The sequence below is a fragment of the Streptomyces barringtoniae genome, from assembly GCF_020819595.1.
GTDB classification, from domain to species: Bacteria; Actinomycetota; Actinomycetes; order Streptomycetales; family Streptomycetaceae; genus Streptomyces; species Streptomyces barringtoniae.
In genome coordinates this window covers 1-21545 of record NZ_JAJHNP010000029.1, presented here as the reverse complement: position 1 = coordinate 21545, position 21545 = coordinate 1, and the positions used below count along the sequence as shown (strand labels likewise).

The window sequence follows — 21545 nt, the reverse complement described above, 5'->3', positions numbered from 1 at the left end:
GGCTGAACGCGGGGAACCGAAGAGCCGTACTACACGGCATCCCCCGACGGGTAAGGAACCGGGGGACCAGACGCGTCGTACCTGGAGGGTCGTCCGTTGTTCAGCATCACCGTCCGCGATCACATCATGATCGCCCACAGCTTCCGCGGCGAGGTGTTCGGGCCCGCGCAGCGCCTGCACGGCGCCACGTTCCTGGTGGACGCCACCTTCCGCCGCGAGCAGCTGGACGAGGACAACATCGTGGTCGACATCGGCCTGGCCACGCAGGAACTGCGCCTGATCACCGCCGAGCTGAACTACCGCAACCTCGACGACGAACCCGACTTCGCCGGCGTCAACACCTCCACCGAGTTCCTCGCCAAGGTCATCGCCGACCGGATCGCCGAACGCGTCCACAAGGGCGCCCTCGGCGAGGGCGCCAAGGGGCTCTCGGGCATCGCCGTCACCCTGCACGAGTCGCACATCGCCTGGGCGAGTTACGAGCGTGGCCTGTGACCGGGGCGACCACGGAGCGGGCACGGCTGTCCTACGTCCCGGCGCAGCACACAGCCGACGCCGTCGAGAAGGCCGGAATCCTTCCCATGTCCCTGCGCACCGTGCACTTCGTCCTGCCGGGCGGCATCGACGACCCGGCCGCGCCCAGCGGCGGCAACGCCTACGACCGCCGGGTCTGCCTGGACCTGCCCGGCTTCGGCTGGCAGGTCACCCGGCACGCCGCACCCGGCACTTGGCCGCGCCCCGACCAGGCCGCACGCGACCACCTCGCCCGCACCCTGAGCGAACTGCCGGACGACGCGGTGGTGCTGCTGGACGGGATCGTCGCCTGCGGCGTCCCGGACATCGTCACCCCCCAGGCAGAGCGCCTGCGCCTGGCCGTGCTCGTCCATCTGCCGCTCGGCGACGAGACGGGCCTCGCGCCGGCCGTCGCCGCCGACCTCGACGCCCGCGAACGCGCCGTGCTGCGCGCCGCGCCCGCCGTCATCGCGACCAGCGACTGGGCGGTGCGCCGGCTCGTCTCCCACCACGGACTCGCGCCCGAACGGGTGCATGTCGTCGCGCCCGGCGCCGACATCGCGCCCCTCGCGCCCGGCACCGACGGCGTCTCCCGGCTGCTGTGCGTGGCCGCCGTCACCCCGCGCAAGGGCCAGCACCGGCTCGTGGAGGCGCTCGCGGCGGTACGGGACCTGCCGTGGACCTGCGAGCTGGTCGGCGGACTCGGCCACGACCCCGCGTACGTCGCACAGTTGCGCGAGACGATCGTCCGGTACGGCCTCGCCGACCGGCTGCACCTGACCGGCCCGCGCTCCGGCGCCGACCTCGACGCCACCTACGCCGCGGCCGACCTGATGGTCCTCACCTCCTACGCCGAGACCTACGGCATGGCGGTCACCGAGGCCCTGGCCCGCGGCATCCCGGTCCTCGCCACCGACGTCGGCGGTCTGCCGGAGGCGGTCGGCCGCGCCCCCGACGGCGGGGTGCCCGGCATCCTCGTCCCGCCGGAGGACCCCGCCGCGCTCGCCGCCGAACTGCGCGGCTGGTTCGGCGAGCCCGACGTACGCCGCCGGCTCAAGGCCGCCGCCCGCGGGCGGCGCGCCGCGCTCGACGGCTGGGCCGCCACCGCCCGCAGCCTGGCCGGAGTCCTCGCACGGCTCCCCGAAGCCCCGAGGAGGGCGGCATGAGCACGCCGGACACGACGACGAACGGCATGGCGTCGATCCCGGCCCAGGCCGGACCGAGGAAGGTGGGGCCGGTGCGCAGGGTCGAGAACGAGACCGAGCCGGTACGCGAGGCCCGTCGCGAGGAGCCCGGAGCCCCGGGCGGCGGCGTGCTGAGTTCGCAGGCGCCCGACGCGGAGGACGGCGCTCCTCGGGGGACCGGGGGCGGTGCCGGGGACTGCGGTGGTGCCGACGGTGGCGGGCAGCGTGGCGAGGACTCCCCGGTCGTCCCGGGGGCCGGGCCGGTCGGTCGCCCCGGTGAACGGGCCACCGTGCGGCTGCGGCACGACGAACCCGAGGAACCGCCCCGGTACGCGCCGGAATGGCTGAGGCTGCGGGAAGGCGCCGACGCGGCCGCCCGTGCGCAGGACCTGCTGGACGCCTTGCGGATCCGGCCGGCGAACCTGCCGGGCCACACCGGCGCCGTCGCCGTGCACGACCTGGGCTGCGGCACCGGCTCGATGAGCCGCTGGCTCGCGCCCCGCCTGGACGGCCCCCAGCACTGGGTCCTGCACGACCGCGACCCCTACCTGCTGCACTTCGCCGCCGTGGACTCCCCGCGCTCCGCCGCCGACGGCAGCAGTGTCACCGTCGAGACCCGGCGCGGCGACGTCGCCCGGCTGACGCCGGACGCGCTGGCGGGGGCCTCGCTGGTCACCGCCTCCGCGCTGCTCGACGTCCTCACCCGCGAGGAGGTCGTCACCCTCGTCGACGCCTGCGCCGGGGCCGGCTGCCCCGCGCTGCTCACCCTGTCGGTCGCCGGGCGTGTCGAACTCACCCCGGCGGACCCGCTGGACGCGGAGATCGCCGAGGCGTTCAACGCCCATCAGCGGCGCGGTGGGCTGCTCGGCCCGGACGCGGTCACCGTGGCCTACGAGGCGTTCGCGGCGCGCGGGGCCGCGGTACGCGTGCGTCCGAGCCCTTGGCGGCTCGGTCCCGAGGAGTCGGCGCTGACCGAGCAGTGGCTGCGCGGCTGGGTGGGAGCGGCCGTGGAACAGCGGCCCGAACTGCGTGACCGCGCCGAGCGGTACCTGCGGGACCGGCTCGCCGCCTGCGCCGCCGGTGAGCTGCGGGTCGTGGTGCATCACACCGACCTGCTGGCCCTGCCCCGGCCGACGGGCGGCGCGTGATGAGCCCGCGGTCGGCCGCGACGGAGTCCGGGCACCGGGTCACCGCCGGAACCGGCGCCCACGCGCGCGTGCAGGGCACGGAGACCGCGCACGCGCGCGTGCGCGACGGCGGTCCGGCCGACGTGTGCGTGTACGGTGCCGGCCCGATGCACGCGCGCGTGCCGAGCGGGGGCACGGCGCAGGCCGCCCACGAGACCGGGACCGGGCTTGCGCAATCGCCGCCTTCGTCTCATGAGCGGCCGCCCTCGCTCCCCGAACCGCCGGCCTCGGAGTCCGCACGGCCCCCGGTCACCGGGCGCCCCCGCCTCCGCTCGCTGCGCACGCACTTCGGCACCGTCGCCGGCGCGGTCATCCTCGGGGCCCTGCTGTGGCGGCTGGGCACCGGCGTGCTCGTCGACGGGCTGCGGCGGATCGACGCCGTCACGGTGCTGGCCGCGCTGGGCATCGGCGTGGTGACCACCGTGCTCAGCGCCTGGCGCTGGCAGTTGGTGGCCCGAAGCCTGCGCATCCGGCTCCCGCTGGGCTCCGCCGTCGCCGACTACTACCGGGCGCTGTTCCTGAACGCGGCGCTCCCCGGCGGGATCCTCGGCGATGTGCACCGGGCGGTCCGGCACGGACAGAGCGCCGGTGACCTGCGCCGCGGAGTGAAGGCCGTCGTACTGGAACGCGTCGCCGGGCAGATCGCGCTGGCCGCGCTCGCCGTGGCGGTGCTGCCGACGCTGCCGTCCCCGGTCCGCGCCGAGGCCCGCGACATCGCCCCGCTGGTCGCCCTCGCGGCGGCCGGCGCGCTCGCCATCGGCCTCGCCGTGCGCATGAACCGTGCGTCCTCCCGCCGGGCCGGGGGGCTGCGCACCGCCCTCGGCGAGGTGCGCCAGGGCCTGTTCTCCCGCCGGGGCGGGCCGGGCATCGCGCTGTCCTCGGCCGTCGTCCTGGCCGGGCACGTGGCGATGTTCGTCGTGGCGGCCCGGGTCGCGGGCTCGGCCGCCTCCCTCGGGGAACTGGTCCCGCTCGCGGTCCTCGCCCTGGTCGCCATGGGACTGCCGCTGAACGTCGGCGGCTTCGGGCCCCGCGAGGGCGTCACCGCCTGGGCGTTCGGCGCCGCGGGGCTCGGCGCGAGCACCGGGGTCGCCGTCGCGGTCGTGTACGGCGTGCTGAGCTTCGTGGCCAGCCTGCCCGGCGCCGTCGTCCTCGTCGTGCGCTGGTACGCCGGCCTGCGCACCGCGCCCGCCACGACGGACCCCGCCCCCGCGAGGGACTACCCGCGCCCCGCCGCGGACGTGAGCAACGCGAAACACGACTCGAAGGATTCCGCCAGGCTCGCCAGCAGTTCCTTCCCCTTTTCGGCCGACCCCAGGGAAGGACGGCCGATGACGCCGGATTCGGTATAGGCGGACATTCCCACGGTGAGCAGATGACGACGGTCGTCAGCGGTGAAATCGGCGGACTCGTAACCAGGGCGGACGAATTCGGGATGAGCGTGCAGAAGAATCGAGGTCTCGATTTCCCCCGCGTGCATGTCGGTGAGCAGCGAGGTGCGCACCCCCGCCCGTTCCCGCGCCGTCTCCCAGTCCTCGGCGGCCGGGAACAACGCCATCCGCTCACCGCGCGCGGAGGCCTCCTGGACGACGTTGCCCAGCACGTAGTTGCCGCCGTGCCCGTTGACCACGACCAGCGCGTCGACGCCCGAACGGCGCAGCGACGCGGCGATGTCCGAGACCACCGCATGGAGGGTCACGGCGGAGATGCTGACGGTCCCCGGCCAGTCCGCGTGCTCGTGCGAGCAGGAGACCGTCACCGGGGGAAGGAGGTGCACCGGGTACGCGGCGGCGATCTCCCGCGCCACGGCACAGGCGACGAGCGTGTCGGTCGCCAGCGGAAGGAACGGACCGTGCTGTTCGAAACTGCCGACGGGAAGGACGGCGACCTGTGTTGAACCGCCCGCCCCCCGCGTGCGTACCTCTCCGGTGGTGTCCGCCGGCAGCACGCCGTACGCCACCCCGTCCGTCCCGCCACATGCCGCCGCACGCGCGCCCGAACCACTCATCATTTCACGGCCTTTCGTCTCTGCTTAGGAATCAGATCATGACAGAAAACAACGGCTTCAACATGGGCGTCCTCGGCAAGAAGTCCCCGCGGCGTTCGGGCGCGGAACGCGTCGTGAATGCACCGCTGCCCACCGTGTACGGGAAATTCCAGGCGATCGGCTACCTGGACCACGACCGCGGCGACGAACAAGTGGCCCTCGTGTACGGCGAGATCGGCACCGAGAACGTGCTGACCCGGTTGCACTCCGAATGCCTGACCGGGGACGCGTTCGGCTCCCGGCACTGCGAGTGCGGCGACCAGCTGGAGGCCGCACTGCGCGCCGTCGTCGCCGAAGGCAGCGGGATCGTCGTGTACTTGAGGGGCCACGAGGGCCGCGGCATCGGACTGCTCGCCAAGCTGCGCGCGATGGCACTGCAGGCGGAGGGCCTGGACACCGTGGAGGCGAACCTCGCGCTCGGCCTGCCTGTCGACGCCCGCGACTACGGCATCGCTGCGGAGATCCTGCACGACCTCGGGGTGCGCTCGGTACGCCTGATGTCCAACAACCCCCGCAAGCGCGAGGCGCTGGTGCGGCACGGGATCCAGGTCGCCGAGCAGGTGCCGCTGCTGATCGAGCCGTGCGAGAGCAACATCACGTATCTGCGCACCAAGCGGGAGCGGATGGACCACGTCCTGCCCCATCTGGACGCCGTCGCCCACGGCTCCTGAAGCCGGCCGTCCGGCGTCCGCCGCCTCCCCCCACGGGCGGCGGCCGCCCCGGCGGTCAGTCAGTCCACCAGCGTCTCGTGCACCAGCCGCCGCAGCTCCGGAAAGATCTTCAGCGTCTTCGGGCGTACCTGCGTCATGAACTGGACCGTCAGCTCACGGGCCGGATCGACCCAGAAGGCGGTCGTGGCCGCGCCGGTCCAGCCGAACGTGCCGAGGCTGGAGGGGGCCAGGGTGCGGGACGGGTCGGTCACCACCGACACGTTGAAGCCGAAGCCGAGCCCGTCGTTGCCGGGTTCCTGGTGGGCGGGCGCGCCGAAGGAGCGCAACACCGCGTCGCCGGGCAGCTGGTTGCGCGTCATCATGCCGACGGTTTCCGTGGACAGCAGCCGTACGCCCTCCAGTTCGCCGCCCCGGCGCAGCATCTCCATGAACCGGTGGAAGTCGTACGCCGAGGAGACCAGGCCGCCGCTGCCGGACAGGAACCTCGGCCGGCCGTGCACCGGCAGCCCCGGCACCGGTTCGATCCCTCCCTCTACCGTCTCCCCGTACAACTGGGCCAGCCTGCCCGCCTGTTCGGGCTCGATGTGGAAGCCTGTGTCGGCCATGCCGAGCGGGCGCAGGATCCGCTCGGCGAAGAACGTGTCCAGCGGCCGCCCGGACACCACCTCGATCACCCGGCCCAGCACGTTCGAGGCCACCGAGTAGTTCCACTGTGTGCCGGGATCGAACTGCAGCGGCATGCGTGCGTACACCTCGACCGTCTCGGCCAGATCGGCGCCCGGCGGCACCGAGTACTCCAGGCCGGACTCGCGGTAGAGGGCGTCGACGGGGTGCTTGTAGTAGAAGCCGAAGGTCAGGCCGGCGGTGTGGGTGAGCAGATGCCGGATCAGGATCGGGCCGGAGGCCGGGCGGGTGCGCAGGTCCGGGCCCGAACCCCCGTCGTACACACGCGGGTTGGCGAACGCCGGCAGATGACGTTCCAGCGGGTCGTCCAGGGACAGCCTGCCCTCCTCCACCAGCAGCAGTACCGCGACCGCGGTGACCGGCTTGGTCATGGAGTAGATCCGCCACAGCGTGTCCGCCTCGACCGGCAGCCCGGCCGCGACATCGCGCCGGCCGTACGTGGTGAGGTGGGCGACCCGGCCACCACGCGAGAGGGCCACGAGAAAGCCGGGCAGCCGCCCCTCGTCGACGTGGAGCGCGAACTGCCGGTCCAGGCGGTCCAGCGCCTTGACGTCCAGCCCCGCCTCGCCCGGGTCGACTTCCTGCCGCAGCCCTGCCATCGCTCTCCTCCGGTCGCCATGTACGCGCTGTCCCGGCTGCCCGCCGGGACGCACCCGGCCCTCATCGTCGCCCAGGAACACCACCATGGACCCGTTCATCAGCGGTGTTTGTGATCGACGCGACGCCGTCAGGGCCGGGCATCCCGCGCCCGCCACTGGTTCCGGGCAGCCCGCGCCCGCCACCGGTCCAGGCGGGCCCGTGCTCGCCACTGGTTCCGGTCGGCACGCGCTCGCCGTCGGTCTCGGCTGTCCCGCGGTTGCTGGTTCCGGTCGGCGCGTGCTCGTCATCGGTCCCGGTTGTTGCGCGCTTGCCACTGGCCGGGCTGGTACGTGCTTGCCGTCGGTCTCGGCTGTCCTGCGGTCGGTGGGTGCTCGCCATTGGTCCCGGTTGTTGTGCGCTCGCCGCTGGTTCCGGCTGGTACGTGCTCGCCATTGATCCCAGCCGTCCCGCGCTCGTCACCTGCTCAGGCCGTCCCGCGCTCGTCTTCTGCTCAGGCCGGAAGGCGATCGTCGTCTGCCCCGGCCGGCAGGCCATCGTCACCTGCCCCGGCCGACGTGCGGTAGCCGCCGGTCCCGGCCCGGGCGCCGTCGCCGTCGGTTCTCGGCAGTGCACTGGCCAAGGGCACGCCGAGCGACGCGACGGCCGTCAGGGCGAGCAGGGCGGTCGTGGTCCCGGTGCCGATGAGCGCGGTCGCCGTGGCCACTCCCACGGCCGGGCCGACGTTCAGCGCCGTCTGCTGCAGCCCGCCCGCCACTCCGGCCACCGCCACCTCCGCCCGGCGTACGACCACCTGGGTGGCCGCCACCATCACCGTCCCGAAGCCGGCCCCCAGCAGGGCGAACGCGCAGCCGAGCGTGGGCGTCGAGCCGGCCCCGGACAGTACGAGGACACCGAGCGCCAGCAGCGCCGTCGCCCCCGTCGTCGTACCGCGCGTCCCGAAGCGGCGCAGCAGCGCCGGGCACAGCGCGGCGGACGCCACCATCAGCACCGCGAGCGGCAGACTGCGCAGGGAGCTGTCCAACGGGTCGAGGCCCAGGCGGCGTTGGAGGACGTAGGTGGCCACGAAGAGGGTGCCGAAAAGGGCCGCGGACACGACCACCAGCACGCCGAGCGCCGCCCCGGCCGCCCGCGAGCCGATGACCGAGGGCGGCAGCAGCGGGCTCGCCGTACGCCGCTCGTGCCGCACGAGGACGGCGGCGGCGACCGCGGCGACGGCGAGTCCCGTGACGGAGGCGGGCCGCGCGGTCAGCGAGTGCACCAGGCAGGAGAGGGCCACCGCGAGGAGTACGGCCCCCGGTATGTCCAGCGGGGCCCCGGAACCCGCCGCGGGCCGTTGCGGGCGCAGCAGCGTCGGCAGGCCGAAGACGAGCGCGGGCAGCACGTTGACGAAGAACACCGCCCGCCAGCCCAGGCCGGTCACCAGCGCCCCGCCCACCAGCGGCCCCGCTGCCGCCGCCAGCCCGATCGCGGCGGTCCGCACGGCGAGAGGACGCGCGAGCCGGTCCGGCGGGTACGCGGCCCGCAGCATCCCCAGTGTGGCGGGCTGCAGCAGCGCCCCGAACACCCCCTGCACCGCCCGCAGCCCGATCACCCAGCCCACGCCGGGCGCGCCAGCGATCCCCGCCGACGCCGCTCCGAACCCCAGCATGCCGAGCGCGAACACCCGCTGCTGCCCGTACCGGTCACCGAGCCGTCCCGCGAACACCAGCAGGCTGGCCACGGCGATCAGATACGCGGTGCTGGTCCACTGCACCTCCGCGAACGACGCCCCCAACTCGCTCTGCAGACGGGGCTGCGCGACCGTGAGGACCGTCCCGTCCAGCGCGACGACCACCGCACCCGCCACGCTGCTCGCCAGCGTCCAAGGCCGGTTCACCGGCCGCGCTCCGGGCCGAGGTGGGCCAGCAGCACCGCATCGAGCAAAGGCCCGAAGTCCTCTTCGCCGACGGCGAGTTGGAGACTGCGCCAGCACCACAGCTGGGCGACTCCGTGCAGATTGGCCCACAGGGCGCCCGCGACCCGCCGGGCGTCCGCTGTGGGCCGGACCTCGCCGACGAGCCCGGCGAGCACGCGGAACAGGGGGAGACTCGTGTCCCGCAGCCCCAAGTGACCGCTCTCCAGCAAGTCGTGACGGAACATCAGCTCGTACATGCCGGGGTTTTCGAGCGCGTATTCCAGATAGGTTCGCGCCAGCGCCGCCACCTGCGCGCGCGGGCCGGCGGAGCCCGGTGCGAGCGTCGCCCGTACCCGCTCGGCCAGCTCGGCGAAGCCGCGGCGCGCGATGGCCGACAGCAGCTCCAGATGGGTGGGGAAGTAGCGGCGCGGGGCCCCGTGCGAGACGCCGGCGCGCCGGGCGATCTCCCGCAGGGTCAGCGCCTGCAGCCCCTCGACCGCCAGCAGCTCAACGCCCACGTCGACCAGACGCTCCCGCAACCCCATGTCGGACTCAGTCATAGACACTGTCTACCAGGCTGCCGTAGACACTGTCTACTCTCCGGTCGGAGCGCGGGAATGCGGCACCCGCTCCGGTGAGTTGACCGTGTCATGAGCGAAGACTCCACCTCGGACCCCACGCAGGACGCGCTGCTCGAACTGCTCGCCGAAGGCGACGCCGGCGTCCTGGTCACCCTCAAACGCGACGGCCGCCCCCAGCTGTCCAACGTCAACCACGCCTACTATCCCGACGAGCGCGTGATCCGGATCTCCGTCACCGACGACCGCGCCAAGGCCCGCAACCTCCGCCGAGACCCCCGCGCCTCCTACCACGTCACCAGCGCCGACCGCTGGGCGTTCACCGTCGCCGAGGGCACGGCCGAACTCTCCCCGGTCGCCCGGGACCCGCACGACGACACCGTCGAGGAACTGATCCGCCTGTACCGGGACGTTCAGGGCGAGCATCCGGACTGGGACGACTACCGGGCGGCGATGGTCCGCGACCGCCGTCTGGTGGTGCGGCTGCACGTCGAGCGGGCGTACGGTATCCCGAAGCGCTGACCCGCCCCGGTTCCCGGCTACGACGCGCCGACGGTCCGCGTCTCGATCGCTCGCAGTACGGCGACCATGTCCTCGTCGCCGTACCCCTGGGCCACCGTCTCCTCGAACAGGGTGTGGCACACGTCGAGGAGCGGTGAGGCCAGGCGAGCCCTGCGGGCCGCCTCGGCGATGAGCCGGTTGTTCTTCAGGACGTCCAGTGCGGCCGCCTGGACCGCGAAGTCACGGTCGAACAGCTTGGGCGCCTTCATCCGGGAGACGCCGCTGGCCATGGGGCCCGCGTCCAGGACGTCCAGGAAGAGCCGCCGGTCCAGGCCCTGCCGCTCGGCGAAGTGGAACGCCTCGGTCAGCCCGGTCACCAGGGTGATCAGGAAGAGGTTCACGGACAGCTTCATCAGCAGCGCGCCGGGCGCCGGACCGCACCCGAACGTCTCCCGGCACAACGGCGCGAGCAACGGCCGTACGGCGTCCACGGCGTCCTGCTCCCCGGCGAGCATGGCCACCAGCCGGCCTTCCTCCGCCGGGACCCGTGACCCGGAGACGGGTGCCTCGACGTACCGGCCGCCGGCGGCGCGGACGTCGGTCTCCAGGGCGTGGGAGTACTCGGGCGAGGTGGTGCCCATGTGGACGACCGTGCGCCCGGCGACCCGTGCCGCCAGCGCGGGAGTGCCCCGGCCGAGCACGGTGTCGACGGCGGCCTCGTCGGCGAGCATCAGCAGCACCACGTCCGCCTTGGCGAACACCCCGTCGGCGTCCGCGGCGACCGTGGCGCCGGCGGCGCGCAGGGGTGCGGCGCGTTCCGGGGTCCGGTTCCAGACCACCAGGGGAGTGCCGGCGGACACCAGGCGCTGCGCCATGGGGCGGCCCATCACTCCGAGACCGATGAAACCGACGTTCACGGGACCGCCCTCCGCCCAGGGAGCCGATTATGACCACGGTCATAGTAGCCGCCGTTATGACGCCGGTCATAGAGTGGGGAGCGGTGAGGATCGGGAGGCCGTCAATGGGCGAGTCGCGACACGGGCCGCGGGAGCGGATGGTCTTCAGCGCGGCCCAGCTGATACGGCGCGACGGTGTCGCCGCGACCGGCATGCGCGAGGTCGCCGCGCACGCGGGCGCACCGCGCGGCTCGCTCCAGCACTACTTCCCGGGCGGGAAGGAACAGCTGGTCAATGAGGCGGTCGGCTGGGCCGGACGGTATGCGGGCAAGCGGATCGCACGCTTTCTCGCGGGGCTCGAGGAGCCGACGCCGAGCGGGCTGTTCGCGGCAATGGTCGCCCAGTGGACGGATGAGTACACGGCGCGCGGCTTCGCTGCGGGCTGCCCGGTCGCCGCCGCCACCGTCGACTGCGCCTCGGCCGACGGCTCGACCCGCGAGGCCGTGGCCGCCGCGTTCACGACCTGGCGGGCCCCGCTCGCCGAGGCGCTGACCGGCATGGGCGTCCCCGCGGCACGCGCCGAATCCCTGGCCACGCTGATGATCAGCACCCTGGAGGGCGCGATCCTGATGTCCCGCGCGGAACAGGACGCACAGCCGCTGACCACGGCCGCCCGGGAACTCGGGCCCCTGCTCGACGCGGCGGTGACTCCGGCGGGGTGACGCCACGGCGGCCACTGGCCGGTGAGCGCGACGGTGGCGATCGGTCCGGGTGAGCGCGACGGTGGCGATCGGTCCGGGTGAGCGCGGCCGGGTTGGCCGGTCGTGGGTGGGCGGTGCTTGTCCCGGGGCGCCCGTCGCATTAGCCTCCGCGCGTGATCAACGGTGCACATGTGGTGCTCTACAGCCGGGACGCGGAAGCCGACCGGGCCTTCCTGCGCGACACCCTCGGATGGACGCACGTCGACGCGGGCCACGGATGGCTGGTCTTCCAGGCGCCGCCCACCGAGGTGGCCTGCCATGCCACCGACGGCGAGCCCGCGCACGAGCTGATGCTGATGTGCGACGACCTGGACGTGACTCAACGTCAACTCGCGGAGAAAGGAGTGGAGTTCACCAGGCCGGTGGAGGAGGCCCGCTGGGGCCGGGTGACCGCCCTGCGCCTGCCGGGCGGCGGCGAACTCGCCCTGTACGAGCCGCGCCACCCGCAGCCCTAGCAGTCCGCCGGCCCGGAGCCGCTCGCCTCAGGCCGTCACCCGTTCCGCCCGCTTCGCCTGCCTCCCCGGCCGCTCCCCGAGCAGTTCCGTCGGGACCCTGTGCGTCTCGCGGGCGGTGAGCGCGGCCAGGGCCGGCGGCAGGCACAGCGCGCCCGTGAACAGGGCGACCGCCGACCAGTCGGCGCCGCCCGGACCGGCGATCTCGGCGGCGAAGGTGACCGCGAACCCGGCCACCGCGAAGCCGATCTGCGTGCCGACGGCCACGCCCGACAGCCGCACCCGGGTCGCGAACATCTCGCCGTAGAAGGCGGGCCACACGCCGTTCGCCGCGCTGTAGACGAGGCCGAAGGCGACGATCCCGAGGACCAGGATCAGCGGGCGCGAGCCCGTGGAGATCGCCCACAGATAGCCGGCCATCGCGGCCGCGCTGCCCACCGCGCCGATCAGGAACACCGGCCGGCGCCCGATCCGGTCCGAGAGCGTGGCCCACAGCGGGATCACCGCCAGAGCGGCGAGGTTGGCCAGGGCACCCACCCACAGCATGAACGTACGGGACATCCCGACCGCGTCACTGGTGGCGTAGGCCAGCGCCCACACCGTGAAGATCGTGCTGACCGAGGCGATGAGCGCGCCCGCGATCACCCGGACCACGTCCGCCCAGTGCTCGCGCAGCAGCACCGCGAGCGGCAGCCGGACCACTCCCTCGGTGGCCGCCTGCCGGGCGAAGGCCGGGGTCTCGCGCAGCCGGCGCCGGATGACGTAACCCGTGACGGCGACCACCATGCTCAGCCAGAACGGCACCCGCCAGCCCCACGACAGCAGTTGGTCCTCGGGCAGCCTGGACACGGGGATGAAGACCAGCGTGGCGATGAGCTGGCCGCCCTGGGTGCCGCTCAGCGTGAAGCTCGTGAAGAATCCGCGCCGGTCCGGCGGCGCGTGCTCCAGGCTCATGGAACTCGCGCTCGCCTGCTCGCCGGCCGCCGATATGCCCTGCAGCACGCGGCAGAGCACGAGCAGCACCGGGGCGAGCGAGCCGGCCTGGGCGCGGGTGGGCAGACAGCCGATCAGGAAGGTCGTCAGGCCCATCAGGATCAGGGTGAACACCATGATCTTCTTGCGGCCGAGCCGGTCTCCGACGTGCCCGAGGACCAGCGCGCCGAGCGGCCGGGCGGCGTAGGCGACGCCGAAGGTGGCGAGCGACAGCAGGGTCGCGGTCGCCGGGTCGGAGGAGTCGAAGAACACCTTCGGGAAGATCAGTGCGGCGGCGCTGCCGTAGACGAAAAAATCGTAGTACTCCAGCGCGCTGCCGATCCAGGCGGCCGTCGCCGCCTTCCAGGGCTGGCCGGGAGGGGTGTCGGAGGCGGGCGCGGGGGAGGGGACGGACACGGCGGTGCTCCTTCGGGGAACCCCGCCCTACGGAAGGGCGGAGTGAGCGACGAGGGAAGGGAGCGGGTGAGGGGCCGGATCTCGGCTGCTAATTAACCCACTGGATAGTTAGTGGTGGTGGGTGGGATGTTGCGCCGGTGTTTCCGCGCTGTCAAGAGTCGGTGCGACAGCCCGTGCGGGGTGCGCGGGCCCGCCGGGGTCAGCCGGCCGCGCGCTCCGCGGTCAGGTAGGCGATCACCATGTCGCCGAGCATGGTCCGGTAGTGCTCCCGCTGGGCGGGGTCCACCAGGTCCCGGCCGAACAGGGCGCCGAAGGTGTGCCGGTTGGCGACCCTGAAGAAGCAGAACGAGCTGATCATCGCGTGCAGGTCGACCGCGTCGACGTCGGCCGTGAACAGCCCCGACTCCTGCCCCGCGGTGAGGATCCGGCGGATCACCTCCAGCGCCGGGGAGCCGATCCTCCCGAGCTTCTCGGAGGCCGCGATGTGCTCGGCGCCGTGGATGTTCTCGATGCTGACCAGGCGGATGAAGTCCGGGTGGCGCTCATGGTGGTCGAAGGTCAGCTCGGCCAGGCGCCGGATCGCGGCGACGGGGTCCAGGTGGTCGACCTCCAGTTCCTGCTCGGCCTCGCGGATCACCCCGTAGGCCCGCTCCAGCACGGCCGTGAACAGCTGTTCCTTGCCGCCGAAGTAGTAGTAGATCATCCGCTTGGTGGTGCGGGTGCGGGCCGCTATCTCGTCGACTCGGGCGCCGTCGTACCCCGCCCGCGCGAACTCCTGTGTGGCCACGTCGAGGATCTCGGCCTTGGTGCGGGCCGCGTCGCGCACCCGTCCCCCGGGTCGTTCGGGTTCTTCGACGCTGGTCATCGCTGTCCTTCGGGCCGGTGGACGCCTGGGTGGCGCGCTCGCTGTGTGCGTGCCGGTGATTGTAGAAGCAGGGCCCCCGAAGCCGCCCGGCTCTTCCTCACGGCTCTCCCGGCTGATATAGCTAACGTACTGGTTCGTACATTAGCGCCGCCTCGGGAGGGCCACATGGCCAAGGACGCGTATCTCGTCGGGCTGATCGGGGCCGGTATCGGCCCCTCGCTCAGCCCCGCCCTGCACCAGCGGGAGGCGGACCGGCAGGGCCTGCGCTACCTCTACCGGCTCCTCGACATCGACCTCCTCGGCCGGGCGCCGGAGGCGGTCGGCGACCTGGTCCGCGCCGCCCGCGATCTCGGCTACGACGGGCTGAACATCACCCACCCCTGCAAACAGTTGGTCATCGACCACCTCGACGCCCTCGACCCGTTGGCCGAGGCGCTCGGCGCGGTCAACACCGTGGTCTTCGACGACGGCCGGGCCGTCGGCCACAACACCGACGTGACCGGTTTCGCCGCCTCCTTCGCGCGCGGCCTGCCGGACGCCCCGCTGGAGCGGGTCGTCCAGCTCGGCGCGGGCGGCGCGGGCGCGGCCGTCGCACACGCCGTGCTCACCCTGGGCGCCGGGCGGGTCACCGTCGTCGACGCACTGCCCGGGCGGGCCGCCGCGCTCGCCGACTCCTTGGTACGCAACTTCGGCCCAGGCCGGGCGGGCGCGGCGACGGTCGATCGGCTTCCGGCGCTGCTCGGCGAGGCCGGCGGCTGTGGGGGGCTCGTCCATGCCACCCCCACCGGCATGGCCGCGCATCCCGGACTGCCCCTGTCCGCCGAGCTGTTGCATCCCGGTCTGTGGGTCGCCGAGGTCGTCTACCGGCCGCTTCGGACCGAGCTGCTGCGGGTCGCCCACGCGCGTGGCTGTGCCGTCCTGTCCGGGGGCGGGATGGCCGTGTTCCAGGCCGCCGACGCGTTCCGGCTGTTCACCGGGCGGGAGCCGGACAGCGGGCGGATGCTGGCCGACTTCGAGGAACTGGTGGGCGTCGAGCGCTCGGGGAGTGCGGCCGGATGACGAGGAACACGGGCATGCACACCTCCATCGCCACCGTCTCCCTCAGCGGCACCCTCACCGAGAAGCTCGCCGCCGCCGCGCGGGCCGGCTTCGGCGGGGTGGAGATCTTCGAGAACGATCTCCTCGCCTGCCCGCTCGCTCCCGAGGAGATCCGTGCGCGCTGCGCCGACCTCGGGCTGAGCATCGATCTGTACCAGCCGATGCGGGACATCGAGGGCGTGCCCGACGACGTCTTCGTGCGCAATCTGCGGCGCGCCCGGCACAAGTTCGAGCTGATGAACCGGCTCGGCGCCGACACCGTCCTCGTGTGCTCCAGTGTGTCGCCGGACGCCGTGGACGACGACGTGCGAGCAGCCGGTCAGCTCGCTCGACTGGCCGGCCTGGCGGAGGAGTTCGGCATACGGGTGGCGTACGAGGCGCTGGCCTGGGGGCGGCATGTGAACACCTACGGACACGCGTGGCGGATCGTCGAGGCCGCCGACCATCCGGCGCTCGGCGTCTGCCTGGACAGCTTCCACATCCTCTCCCGCGGCTCCGAGCCCGAGGACCTCGAGGGAATCGCGGACATCCCCGGCGAGAAGATCTTCTTCCTGCAACTCGCCGACGCCCCGCTGCTCGCCATGGACGTCCTGCAGTGGAGCCGCCACTACCGCTGCTTCCCCGGACAGGGCGGCTTCGACGTCGCCGGGCTGCTGCGGCGCGTCCTCGCCGCCGGGTACCGCGGGCCGCTGTCCCTGGAGGTGTTCAACGACGTCTTCCGGCAGGCCGACGCCGGCCCCACCGCCGTCGACGCCCACCGCTCCCTGCTCCTCCTGCGCGAGGCCGCCGGCGCCGCCGAGCTGCCGTCCCCCGTCGTGCCCACCGGGGTGGCTTTCGCCGAACTGCTCACCCCGGACGCCGAACCCGTCACCGCACTGCTGACCGCGCTCGGCTTCACCCGCACCGCCCGGCACCGCGGCAAGCCCGTCGACCTGTGGCAGCGCGGTGCGGCACGCGTCCTGGTCAACACCGCCGCCACCGCCCGCCGCGACGGCACCCGGCTCGCCGCGATCGGCCTGGAGTCCCCGGACCCCGCCGCTGCCGCCCGCCGCGCCGAAGCCCTGCTCGCCCCCGTCCTGCCCCGCCGCCGCGCCCCGGGGGATGCCCCGCTCGACGCCGTCGCGGCCCCCGACGGCACGGAACTGTTCCTCTGCGCCACCGGCGACACCGAACCACCGGACTGGCGGGCGGACTTCGCCGACCTTGCGGACACCCCGGCGCCCTGCGCGACCCGCATCGACCACCTCGCCCTCACTCAGCCCTGGCACCACTTCGACGAGGCCACCCTCTTCCACCGCAGCGTCCTCGGCCTCACCGCCCAGGAGAGCGTCGACCTCGCCGACCCCTACGGCCTGATGCGCAGCCGCGCCGTCGCCAATGCCGAGGGCAGCGTCCGAATCGCCCTCGGCGTCGGCGCGGCACCCACCGACGACACCGTGCACGCGGCGCACATCGCGCTGGCCACCGACGACGTGGTGGCCGCGGCCCGTGCCTTCCGCGCCGCGGGCGGCCGGCTGCTGCCGGTGCCCGCCAACTACCACGACGACCTCGCCGCCCGCTACGAGTTCCCGGACGGGGAGCTGGAGACCTACCGCGAACTCGGCATCCTGTACGACCGGGACGCGGGCGGCGCCTTCCGGCACTGCTACACCGAGACCGTCGGCCGGGTCTTCTTCGAACTCGTCCAGCGCGACCCCGGCTACCAGGGGTACGGCGCCGTGAACGCCCCGGTCCGGCTCGCGGCCCAGCACGCCGGGCGGCGCTGAGAGAGGCGGGCGGAAGAACAGGGCGAAGGAGCAGGACGGAAGAGGAGGTGAAGGAGCAGGACGGAAGAGGAGGTGAAGGAGCCGGTGAGCCCGCGGTGAGACCTCGGTGAGACCCGGCCCCGGCACGCGCCGCCCGCCGGTCCGGCGGCCGATACTCGCACGGTCCAGGACATACCCGGTGTCCCGGACCCGAGAGTCCCGGACCGGGTGCCTGGAAGTCCCATGCCGATACCCGCCGGCCGGCCGCTGCTCCGCCCCGACCCGCCGCCGACCGAGCCGACCGCAGCCGTCCCGCCCCCGCCCGCCCCGCCCGTGGCGGCCCGCGCCGACCGCTACGAACGTCCGGTGCTCGCCGCCGTCGCCGTGCTCGCCGCCGTGCTGTGCCTGTGGGGCCTGGACCACAGCACCTACCACGCCTTCTACGCGAGCGCGGTGCGCAGCATGACGGACAGCCCGGCCGACTTCTTCTACGGCTCCTTCGACCCCGCGGGCTCCATCACGCTGGACAAGCTGCCCGGCTTCCTGTGGCCGCAAGCGCTCGCGGCGCTGGTGTTCGGCTTCCACCCCTGGGCGCTGGTGCTGCCCCAGGCACTGGAGATGGTGGGCTGTGTCCTGCTGCTGCACGTACTGGTGCGCCGCTGGGCCGGGGTGCCCGCCGGGCTGCTGGCCGCCGCGTTCCTGACGCTGACCCCGGTGACGGTGGGCCTCGGCCGTTCGGTCACCGAGGACGCCCCGTTCGTGCTGCTCCTGCTGCTGGCCGCCGAGGCCACCTGGCGGGCCACCGAGAAGGCCCGCCCGCGCACCCTGCTGCTCGCGGGCGTCTGGGTTGGCCTCGCCTTCCAGTGCAAGATGCTGGAGGCGTGGGCGGTGCTGCCCGCGCTGGCCGCGACCTACCTGGTCGCCGCGCCCGCCGCGCGGCGCCGCCGTATCGGCCATGTGGCGCTGGCCGGAGCGGTGACCGTGGCGGTGTCGGTGTCGTGGATGCTGGTGGCCGCCCTCACCCCGGCCGGCGCCCGCCCGTACCTCGACGGCACCACCGACGACTCGCCGTTCGCCCTCGTCGTCGGCTACAACTTCCTCACCCGTTTCCACGACGTCGGCGTCGACGCGGCCGGCACCGGCAGCATCATGGCGAGCCGGGTGGCCCGGGCCGGCGCACACCTGGGACCGGGCATGGGCGACGGCGTGGGGAAGATGTTCAGCCCCGGGCTGGCCACCCAGACCGGCTGGCTGTACCCGCTGGCCGCGCTCGGGCTCGTCGGCGGGCTGCTGGCGTTGCGGCGGCGCCGGGTGCCGCGCACCGACCCGCTGGTCGCCGGACAGGTGCTGTGGGGCATGTGGTTCGCGACCTTCTTCGCCGCCTTCAGCTTCGGCAGCGTCACCGGCCACACCTACTACATGGGCGTCGTCGCCGTGGCCGTGGCCGCGCTCGCCGCGGCCGGCGTCGTCCGCGCCCGCCGCTCCCGTCTGCTCGCCGCCGTCATCGCCGTCAACCTCCTCTGGGCCGCGGCGCTGACGTTGTGGTACCCGCGCTTCCAGCCCTGGTCGGCGCCCTGTGCGGCCGCCCTCGGCCTGCTCGCGCTGGTGCTCGCGGGCCTGCGTCACCGCACCGGCGCGGCCGCCCGCCGCATCCCGCCACGGGCCGCGCTCGCCACCGCCCTCGCCGCCGTCCTGCTGGTCCCCGCCGTCTGGACGGCGTCCGCGCTGTCCCTGCGCTACAACCAGCCCGGCTCCTTCGGCCGGGTCGGCCCCACCAGCACCCGTGCCGGCACCGCCTCCACCACCCTCGGCCCCCAACGCCGGCGGCTGCTCGCCTACCTGACCGCGCACCGCGACGGCGCCCGCTACCTGGCCGCCGTACCGGGCTGGGAGAGCGCCGCGCCGTACGTCATCGCCGCCGACGCGTCCGTCCTGCCGATGGGCGGCTTCACCGGCCGCGTCCCCTACCCGGCGCCGGACGCCTTCCGCCGGCTGGTGGACACCGGACGGCTGCACTACGTCCTCGTCCCACGCGCCGACCTGCGCCCCGGCGCCCTCACGGCCGGCAGCCCCGTCGGCGCCGTGCTGCGCTGGACCGCCGCCCACTGCGCGCTCGTCCCGCCGGCCGCCTACGATCCCGGTGACCGGTCCCGGTTCCTGTACCACTGCGGCCCGGTCCGCCTGGGGTGAACGGGACGGCGTACAAAGGGACTTGCGGATCTGGTGCCGCTACGACCGTCCTCGTTGCGCGTGGCCGATCTGCGTCCCGGCGCCCTCACGGCCGGCAGCGCCGTCGGCGCCGTGCTGCGCTGGACCGCCGCCCACTGCGCGCTCGTCCCGCCGACCGCCTCCGGCCCCGGTTGCCGTAACACCGCGGCCCGGTCCGCCAGGGGTGGACCGGGCCGCACACGAAGGGGCTTGCGGATCGGGTGCCGTTACGGCCGTCTGTTCCACTCGGCGATCACGGGCCGCCCGTGCTCGGTCGACAGCCGGCTGACCGTGCCCGTGGCCAGCTGGAACAGCCGGCCGTCGGCGGGCGGCAGGCCCAGCCGGCGCGCGGTGAGCACGCGCAGGAAGTGGGCGTGGGCGACGACGATCACGTCCCCCTCGGCCAGGGCCGGGGACAGCCGGGCCAGGACCCGGTCGGCGCGGGCCCCGATCTCCTCCGGTGACTCGCCGGGATGCCCGTCGGGGCCCGGCGGCACGCCGTCGGTCCACAGGTCCCAGCCGGGGCGGGTCCGGTGGATGTCGACCGTGGTGACACCCTCGTAGCCGCCGTAGTCCCACTCGTGCAGGTCGGGGTCGGGCACGACCCCGACGAGGCCCGCCAGTCCGGCGGTGCGCAGCGCGCGCCCCAGCGGGCTGGCGAGCGCGAGGGCGTAGGTCCGGCCGGTGAGGAGCGGGGCGAGGGACTTGGCCTGTTGCTCGCCGTCCTCGGTCAGGGGCAGGTCGGTCCAGCTGGTGTGCTGTCCCGACCGGCTCCACTCCGTCTCACCGTGGCGGACCAGCAGCAGGTCCCCCACGGCGGTCAGTCCTTCTTCTCGACCGCGTGGCCGCCGAACTGGTTGCGCAGCGCGGCGATCATCTTCATCTGCGGCGAGTCGTCCTGCCGGGAGGCGAACCGGGCGAACAGGGAGGCGGTGATCGCGGGCAGCGGTACGGCGTTGTCGATGGCCGCCTCGACGGTCCAGCGGCCCTCGCCGGAGTCCTCCGCGTAGCCGCGCAGCTTCTGCAGGTGCTCGTCCTCGTCCAGGGCGTTGACCGCGAGGTCGAGCAGCCAGGAGCGGATGACGGTGCCCTCCTGCCAGGAGCGGAACACCTCGCGGACGTTCTCCACCGAGTGCACCTTCTCCAGCAGCTCCCAGCCCTCGGCGTAGGCCTGCATCATGGCGTACTCGATGCCGTTGTGGACCATCTTGGAGAAGTGCCCGGCGCCGACCCGGCCCGCGTGGACATAGCCGTACGGGCCCTCCGGCTTGAGCGCCTCGAAGATCGGCTTCAGCGGCTCCACGTGCTGCTCGTCGCCGCCGACCATGAGCGCGTAGCCGTTCTCGAGGCCCCACACACCGCCGGAGACACCTGCGTCGACGAAGCCGATGCCCTTGATGCCGAGGGCGGCGGCGTGCTTCTCGTCGTCCGTCCAGCGGGAGTTGCCGCCGTCGATGACCGTGTCGCCGGGCTCGAGCAGGTCGCCGAGCTCGTCGACGACGGTCTGCGTGGCGGTGCCGGCCGGGACCATCACCCACACATGGCGGGGCGCGTCCAGCTTCTCGACCAGTTCGGCGAGGGACTTGACGTCGGAGACCTCGGGGTTGCGGTCGTAGCCGATGACGGTGTGGCCGGCGCGGCGGATCCGCTCGCGCATGTTGCCGCCCATCTTGCCGAGACCGATGAGACCGAGCTGCATGTCAGTTCACTTCCTGAGCGTTCTTGAGAGAGCGGTAGGCGGCGACGAGGGCCGTGGTGGACGGGTCGAGACCGGGCACGTCCGCACCCTCGGTGAGGGCGGGCTCGACCCGCTTGGCGAGGACCTTGCCCAGCTCGACGCCCCACTGGTCGAAGGAGTCGATGTGCCACACGGCGCCCTGCACGAACACCTTGTGTTCGTAGAGGGCGATCAGCTGGCCGAGCACGGACGGGGTCAGCGAGCCTGCGAGGATCGTGGTGGTGGGGTGGTCGCCGCGGAAGGTGCGGTGCGTGACCTGCTCCTCGGGCACGCCCTCCGCGCGGACCTCCTCGGCGCTCTTGCCGAAGGCCAGCGCCTGGGTCTGGGCGAAGAAGTTGGCCATCAACAGGTCGTGCTGCGCCTTGAGTTCATCGCTCAGTTCCCCGACGGGCCGGGCGAAGCCGATGAAGTCCGCAGGGATGAGCTTGGTGCCCTGGTGGATCAGCTGGTAGTAGGCGTGCTGCCCGTTGGTGCCCGGCGTTCCCCACACCACCGGTCCGGTCTGCCACTCCACCGGCCGCCCGTCGCGCTGCACCG

Annotated in this window: 20 protein-coding genes and 1 pseudogene; 11 read left to right on the top strand and 10 right to left on the bottom strand. The window is 73.5% G+C overall.

Features of this window, described 5'->3' with window-relative positions:
* Positions 1-96: 96 nt before the first annotated feature.
* From LMU33_RS36900 to LMU33_RS36885, 4 genes and pseudogenes are all read left to right on the top strand, one after another.
* Positions 97-495, top strand: a complete 399-nt coding sequence (locus LMU33_RS36900) for a 6-pyruvoyl trahydropterin synthase family protein (RefSeq protein ID WP_228625708.1) — start codon at positions 97-99, stop codon at positions 493-495.
* Positions 492-1679 (top strand): glycosyltransferase family 4 protein, encoded by a 1188-nt coding sequence (locus LMU33_RS36895; protein WP_228625706.1) that lies wholly within the window; start codon positions 492-494, stop codon positions 1677-1679. Before LMU33_RS36900 ends, LMU33_RS36895 begins: the two co-directional genes overlap by 4 nt.
* The gene (locus LMU33_RS36890) at positions 1676-2845 is read left to right on the top strand and encodes a class I SAM-dependent methyltransferase (RefSeq protein ID WP_228625704.1); all 1170 of its coding nucleotides are present in this window, start codon (positions 1676-1678) and stop codon (positions 2843-2845) included. The genes LMU33_RS36895 and LMU33_RS36890 overlap by 4 nt, the downstream gene beginning before the upstream one ends.
* Positions 2845-3963, top strand: a pseudogene (locus LMU33_RS36885) (lysylphosphatidylglycerol synthase transmembrane domain-containing protein); the annotation flags it as partial. The gene LMU33_RS36890 and the pseudogene LMU33_RS36885, both read left to right, overlap by 1 nt.
* A gap of 137 nt (positions 3964-4100) precedes the next feature.
* On the opposite strand, the gene LMU33_RS36880 reads toward LMU33_RS36885, so the two are convergent.
* Positions 4101-4889 carry a creatininase family protein gene (locus LMU33_RS36880; RefSeq protein WP_372478129.1) on the bottom strand — a complete coding sequence of 263 codons (789 nt, stop codon included), beginning with the start codon at positions 4887-4889 and terminating at the stop codon, positions 4101-4103.
* A gap of 38 nt (positions 4890-4927) precedes the next feature.
* Here LMU33_RS36880 and ribA point away from each other — a divergent pair, with 38 nt between their 5' ends.
* A complete protein-coding gene (gene ribA / locus LMU33_RS36875; protein WP_228625700.1) occupies positions 4928-5599 on the top strand; it encodes a GTP cyclohydrolase II in 672 nt (223 codons plus the stop codon).
* 59 nt (positions 5600-5658) lie between these two features.
* Here ribA and LMU33_RS36870 read toward each other — a convergent pair whose 3' ends face one another.
* The 3 genes from LMU33_RS36870 to LMU33_RS36860 all read right to left on the bottom strand — a co-directional run bounded on the left by LMU33_RS36870 (position 5659) and on the right by LMU33_RS36860 (position 9337).
* Positions 5659-6882: a serine hydrolase domain-containing protein gene (locus LMU33_RS36870; protein ID WP_228625698.1), complete on the bottom strand. Its 1224-nt coding sequence runs from the start codon at positions 6880-6882 to the stop codon at positions 5659-5661.
* A 491-nt stretch (positions 6883-7373) separates the two neighbouring features.
* Positions 7374-8759, bottom strand: a complete 1386-nt coding sequence (locus LMU33_RS36865; protein ID WP_228625696.1) for an MFS transporter — start codon at positions 8757-8759, stop codon at positions 7374-7376.
* Positions 8756-9337 (bottom strand): TetR/AcrR family transcriptional regulator, encoded by a 582-nt coding sequence (locus tag LMU33_RS36860; protein ID WP_228625694.1) that lies wholly within the window; start codon positions 9335-9337, stop codon positions 8756-8758. Before LMU33_RS36860 ends, LMU33_RS36865 begins: the two co-directional genes overlap by 4 nt.
* Before the next feature lie 90 nt (positions 9338-9427).
* Between LMU33_RS36860 and LMU33_RS36855 the strand changes: the two genes are divergently transcribed.
* The gene (locus LMU33_RS36855) at positions 9428-9877 is read left to right on the top strand and encodes a PPOX class F420-dependent oxidoreductase (protein ID WP_228625692.1); all 450 of its coding nucleotides are present in this window, start codon (positions 9428-9430) and stop codon (positions 9875-9877) included.
* A 17-nt stretch (positions 9878-9894) separates the two neighbouring features.
* On the opposite strand, the gene LMU33_RS36850 is transcribed toward LMU33_RS36855, so the two are convergent.
* Positions 9895-10773: an NAD(P)-dependent oxidoreductase gene (locus LMU33_RS36850; protein WP_228625691.1), complete on the bottom strand. Its 879-nt coding sequence runs from the start codon at positions 10771-10773 to the stop codon at positions 9895-9897.
* A 104-nt stretch (positions 10774-10877) separates the two neighbouring features.
* On the opposite strand from LMU33_RS36850, the gene LMU33_RS36845 reads away from it, so the two are divergent.
* Positions 10878-11474, top strand: coding sequence for a TetR/AcrR family transcriptional regulator (locus tag LMU33_RS36845; RefSeq protein WP_228625689.1), 597 nt, complete (start codon positions 10878-10880; stop codon positions 11472-11474).
* Between the two features lie 152 nt (positions 11475-11626).
* Complete coding sequence (locus tag LMU33_RS36840) at positions 11627-11968, top strand: VOC family protein (RefSeq protein WP_228625687.1); 342 nt, start codon at positions 11627-11629, stop codon at positions 11966-11968.
* A 27-nt stretch (positions 11969-11995) separates the two neighbouring features.
* Here the strand turns inward: LMU33_RS36840 and LMU33_RS36835 are convergent, their stop codons facing one another.
* Positions 11996-13354: an MFS transporter gene (locus tag LMU33_RS36835; protein WP_228625685.1), complete on the bottom strand. Its 1359-nt coding sequence runs from the start codon at positions 13352-13354 to the stop codon at positions 11996-11998.
* 199 nt (positions 13355-13553) lie between these two features.
* Entirely contained in the window at positions 13554-14219 is a 666-nt protein-coding gene (locus LMU33_RS36830; protein WP_228625683.1) for a TetR/AcrR family transcriptional regulator, read from the bottom strand.
* Positions 14220-14384: 165 nt separating this feature from the next.
* Between LMU33_RS36830 and LMU33_RS36825 the strand changes: the two genes are divergently transcribed.
* The 3 genes from LMU33_RS36825 (at position 14385) to LMU33_RS36815 (ending at position 19252) form a co-directional block, all read left to right on the top strand.
* Positions 14385-15278, top strand: coding sequence for a shikimate dehydrogenase (locus LMU33_RS36825; protein WP_228625681.1), 894 nt, complete (start codon positions 14385-14387; stop codon positions 15276-15278).
* Between the two features lie 14 nt (positions 15279-15292).
* On the top strand, positions 15293-17083 hold the full coding sequence (locus LMU33_RS36820; protein WP_228625828.1) for a sugar phosphate isomerase/epimerase and 4-hydroxyphenylpyruvate domain-containing protein: 1791 nt from the start codon (positions 15293-15295) through the stop codon (positions 17081-17083).
* A 222-nt stretch (positions 17084-17305) separates the two neighbouring features.
* Positions 17306-19252, top strand: coding sequence for an ArnT family glycosyltransferase (locus tag LMU33_RS36815; protein WP_228625679.1), 1947 nt, complete (start codon positions 17306-17308; stop codon positions 19250-19252).
* Positions 19253-19497: 245 nt separating this feature from the next.
* On the opposite strand, the gene LMU33_RS36810 is transcribed toward LMU33_RS36815, so the two are convergent.
* The 3 genes from LMU33_RS36810 to LMU33_RS36800 form a co-directional block, all read right to left on the bottom strand.
* Positions 19498-20085, bottom strand: a complete 588-nt coding sequence (locus LMU33_RS36810; RefSeq protein WP_228625677.1) for a histidine phosphatase family protein — start codon at positions 20083-20085, stop codon at positions 19498-19500.
* Between the two features lie 5 nt (positions 20086-20090).
* Positions 20091-20969 carry a phosphogluconate dehydrogenase (NAD(+)-dependent, decarboxylating) gene (gene gnd, locus LMU33_RS36805; RefSeq protein WP_228625675.1) on the bottom strand — a complete coding sequence of 293 codons (879 nt, stop codon included), beginning with the start codon at positions 20967-20969 and terminating at the stop codon, positions 20091-20093.
* Between the two features lies 1 nt (position 20970).
* Positions 20971-21545, bottom strand: a 575-nt coding sequence (locus LMU33_RS36800; RefSeq protein ID WP_504967739.1) for a phosphoglucose isomerase-related protein, incomplete at its 5' end; no start/stop codon positions are given.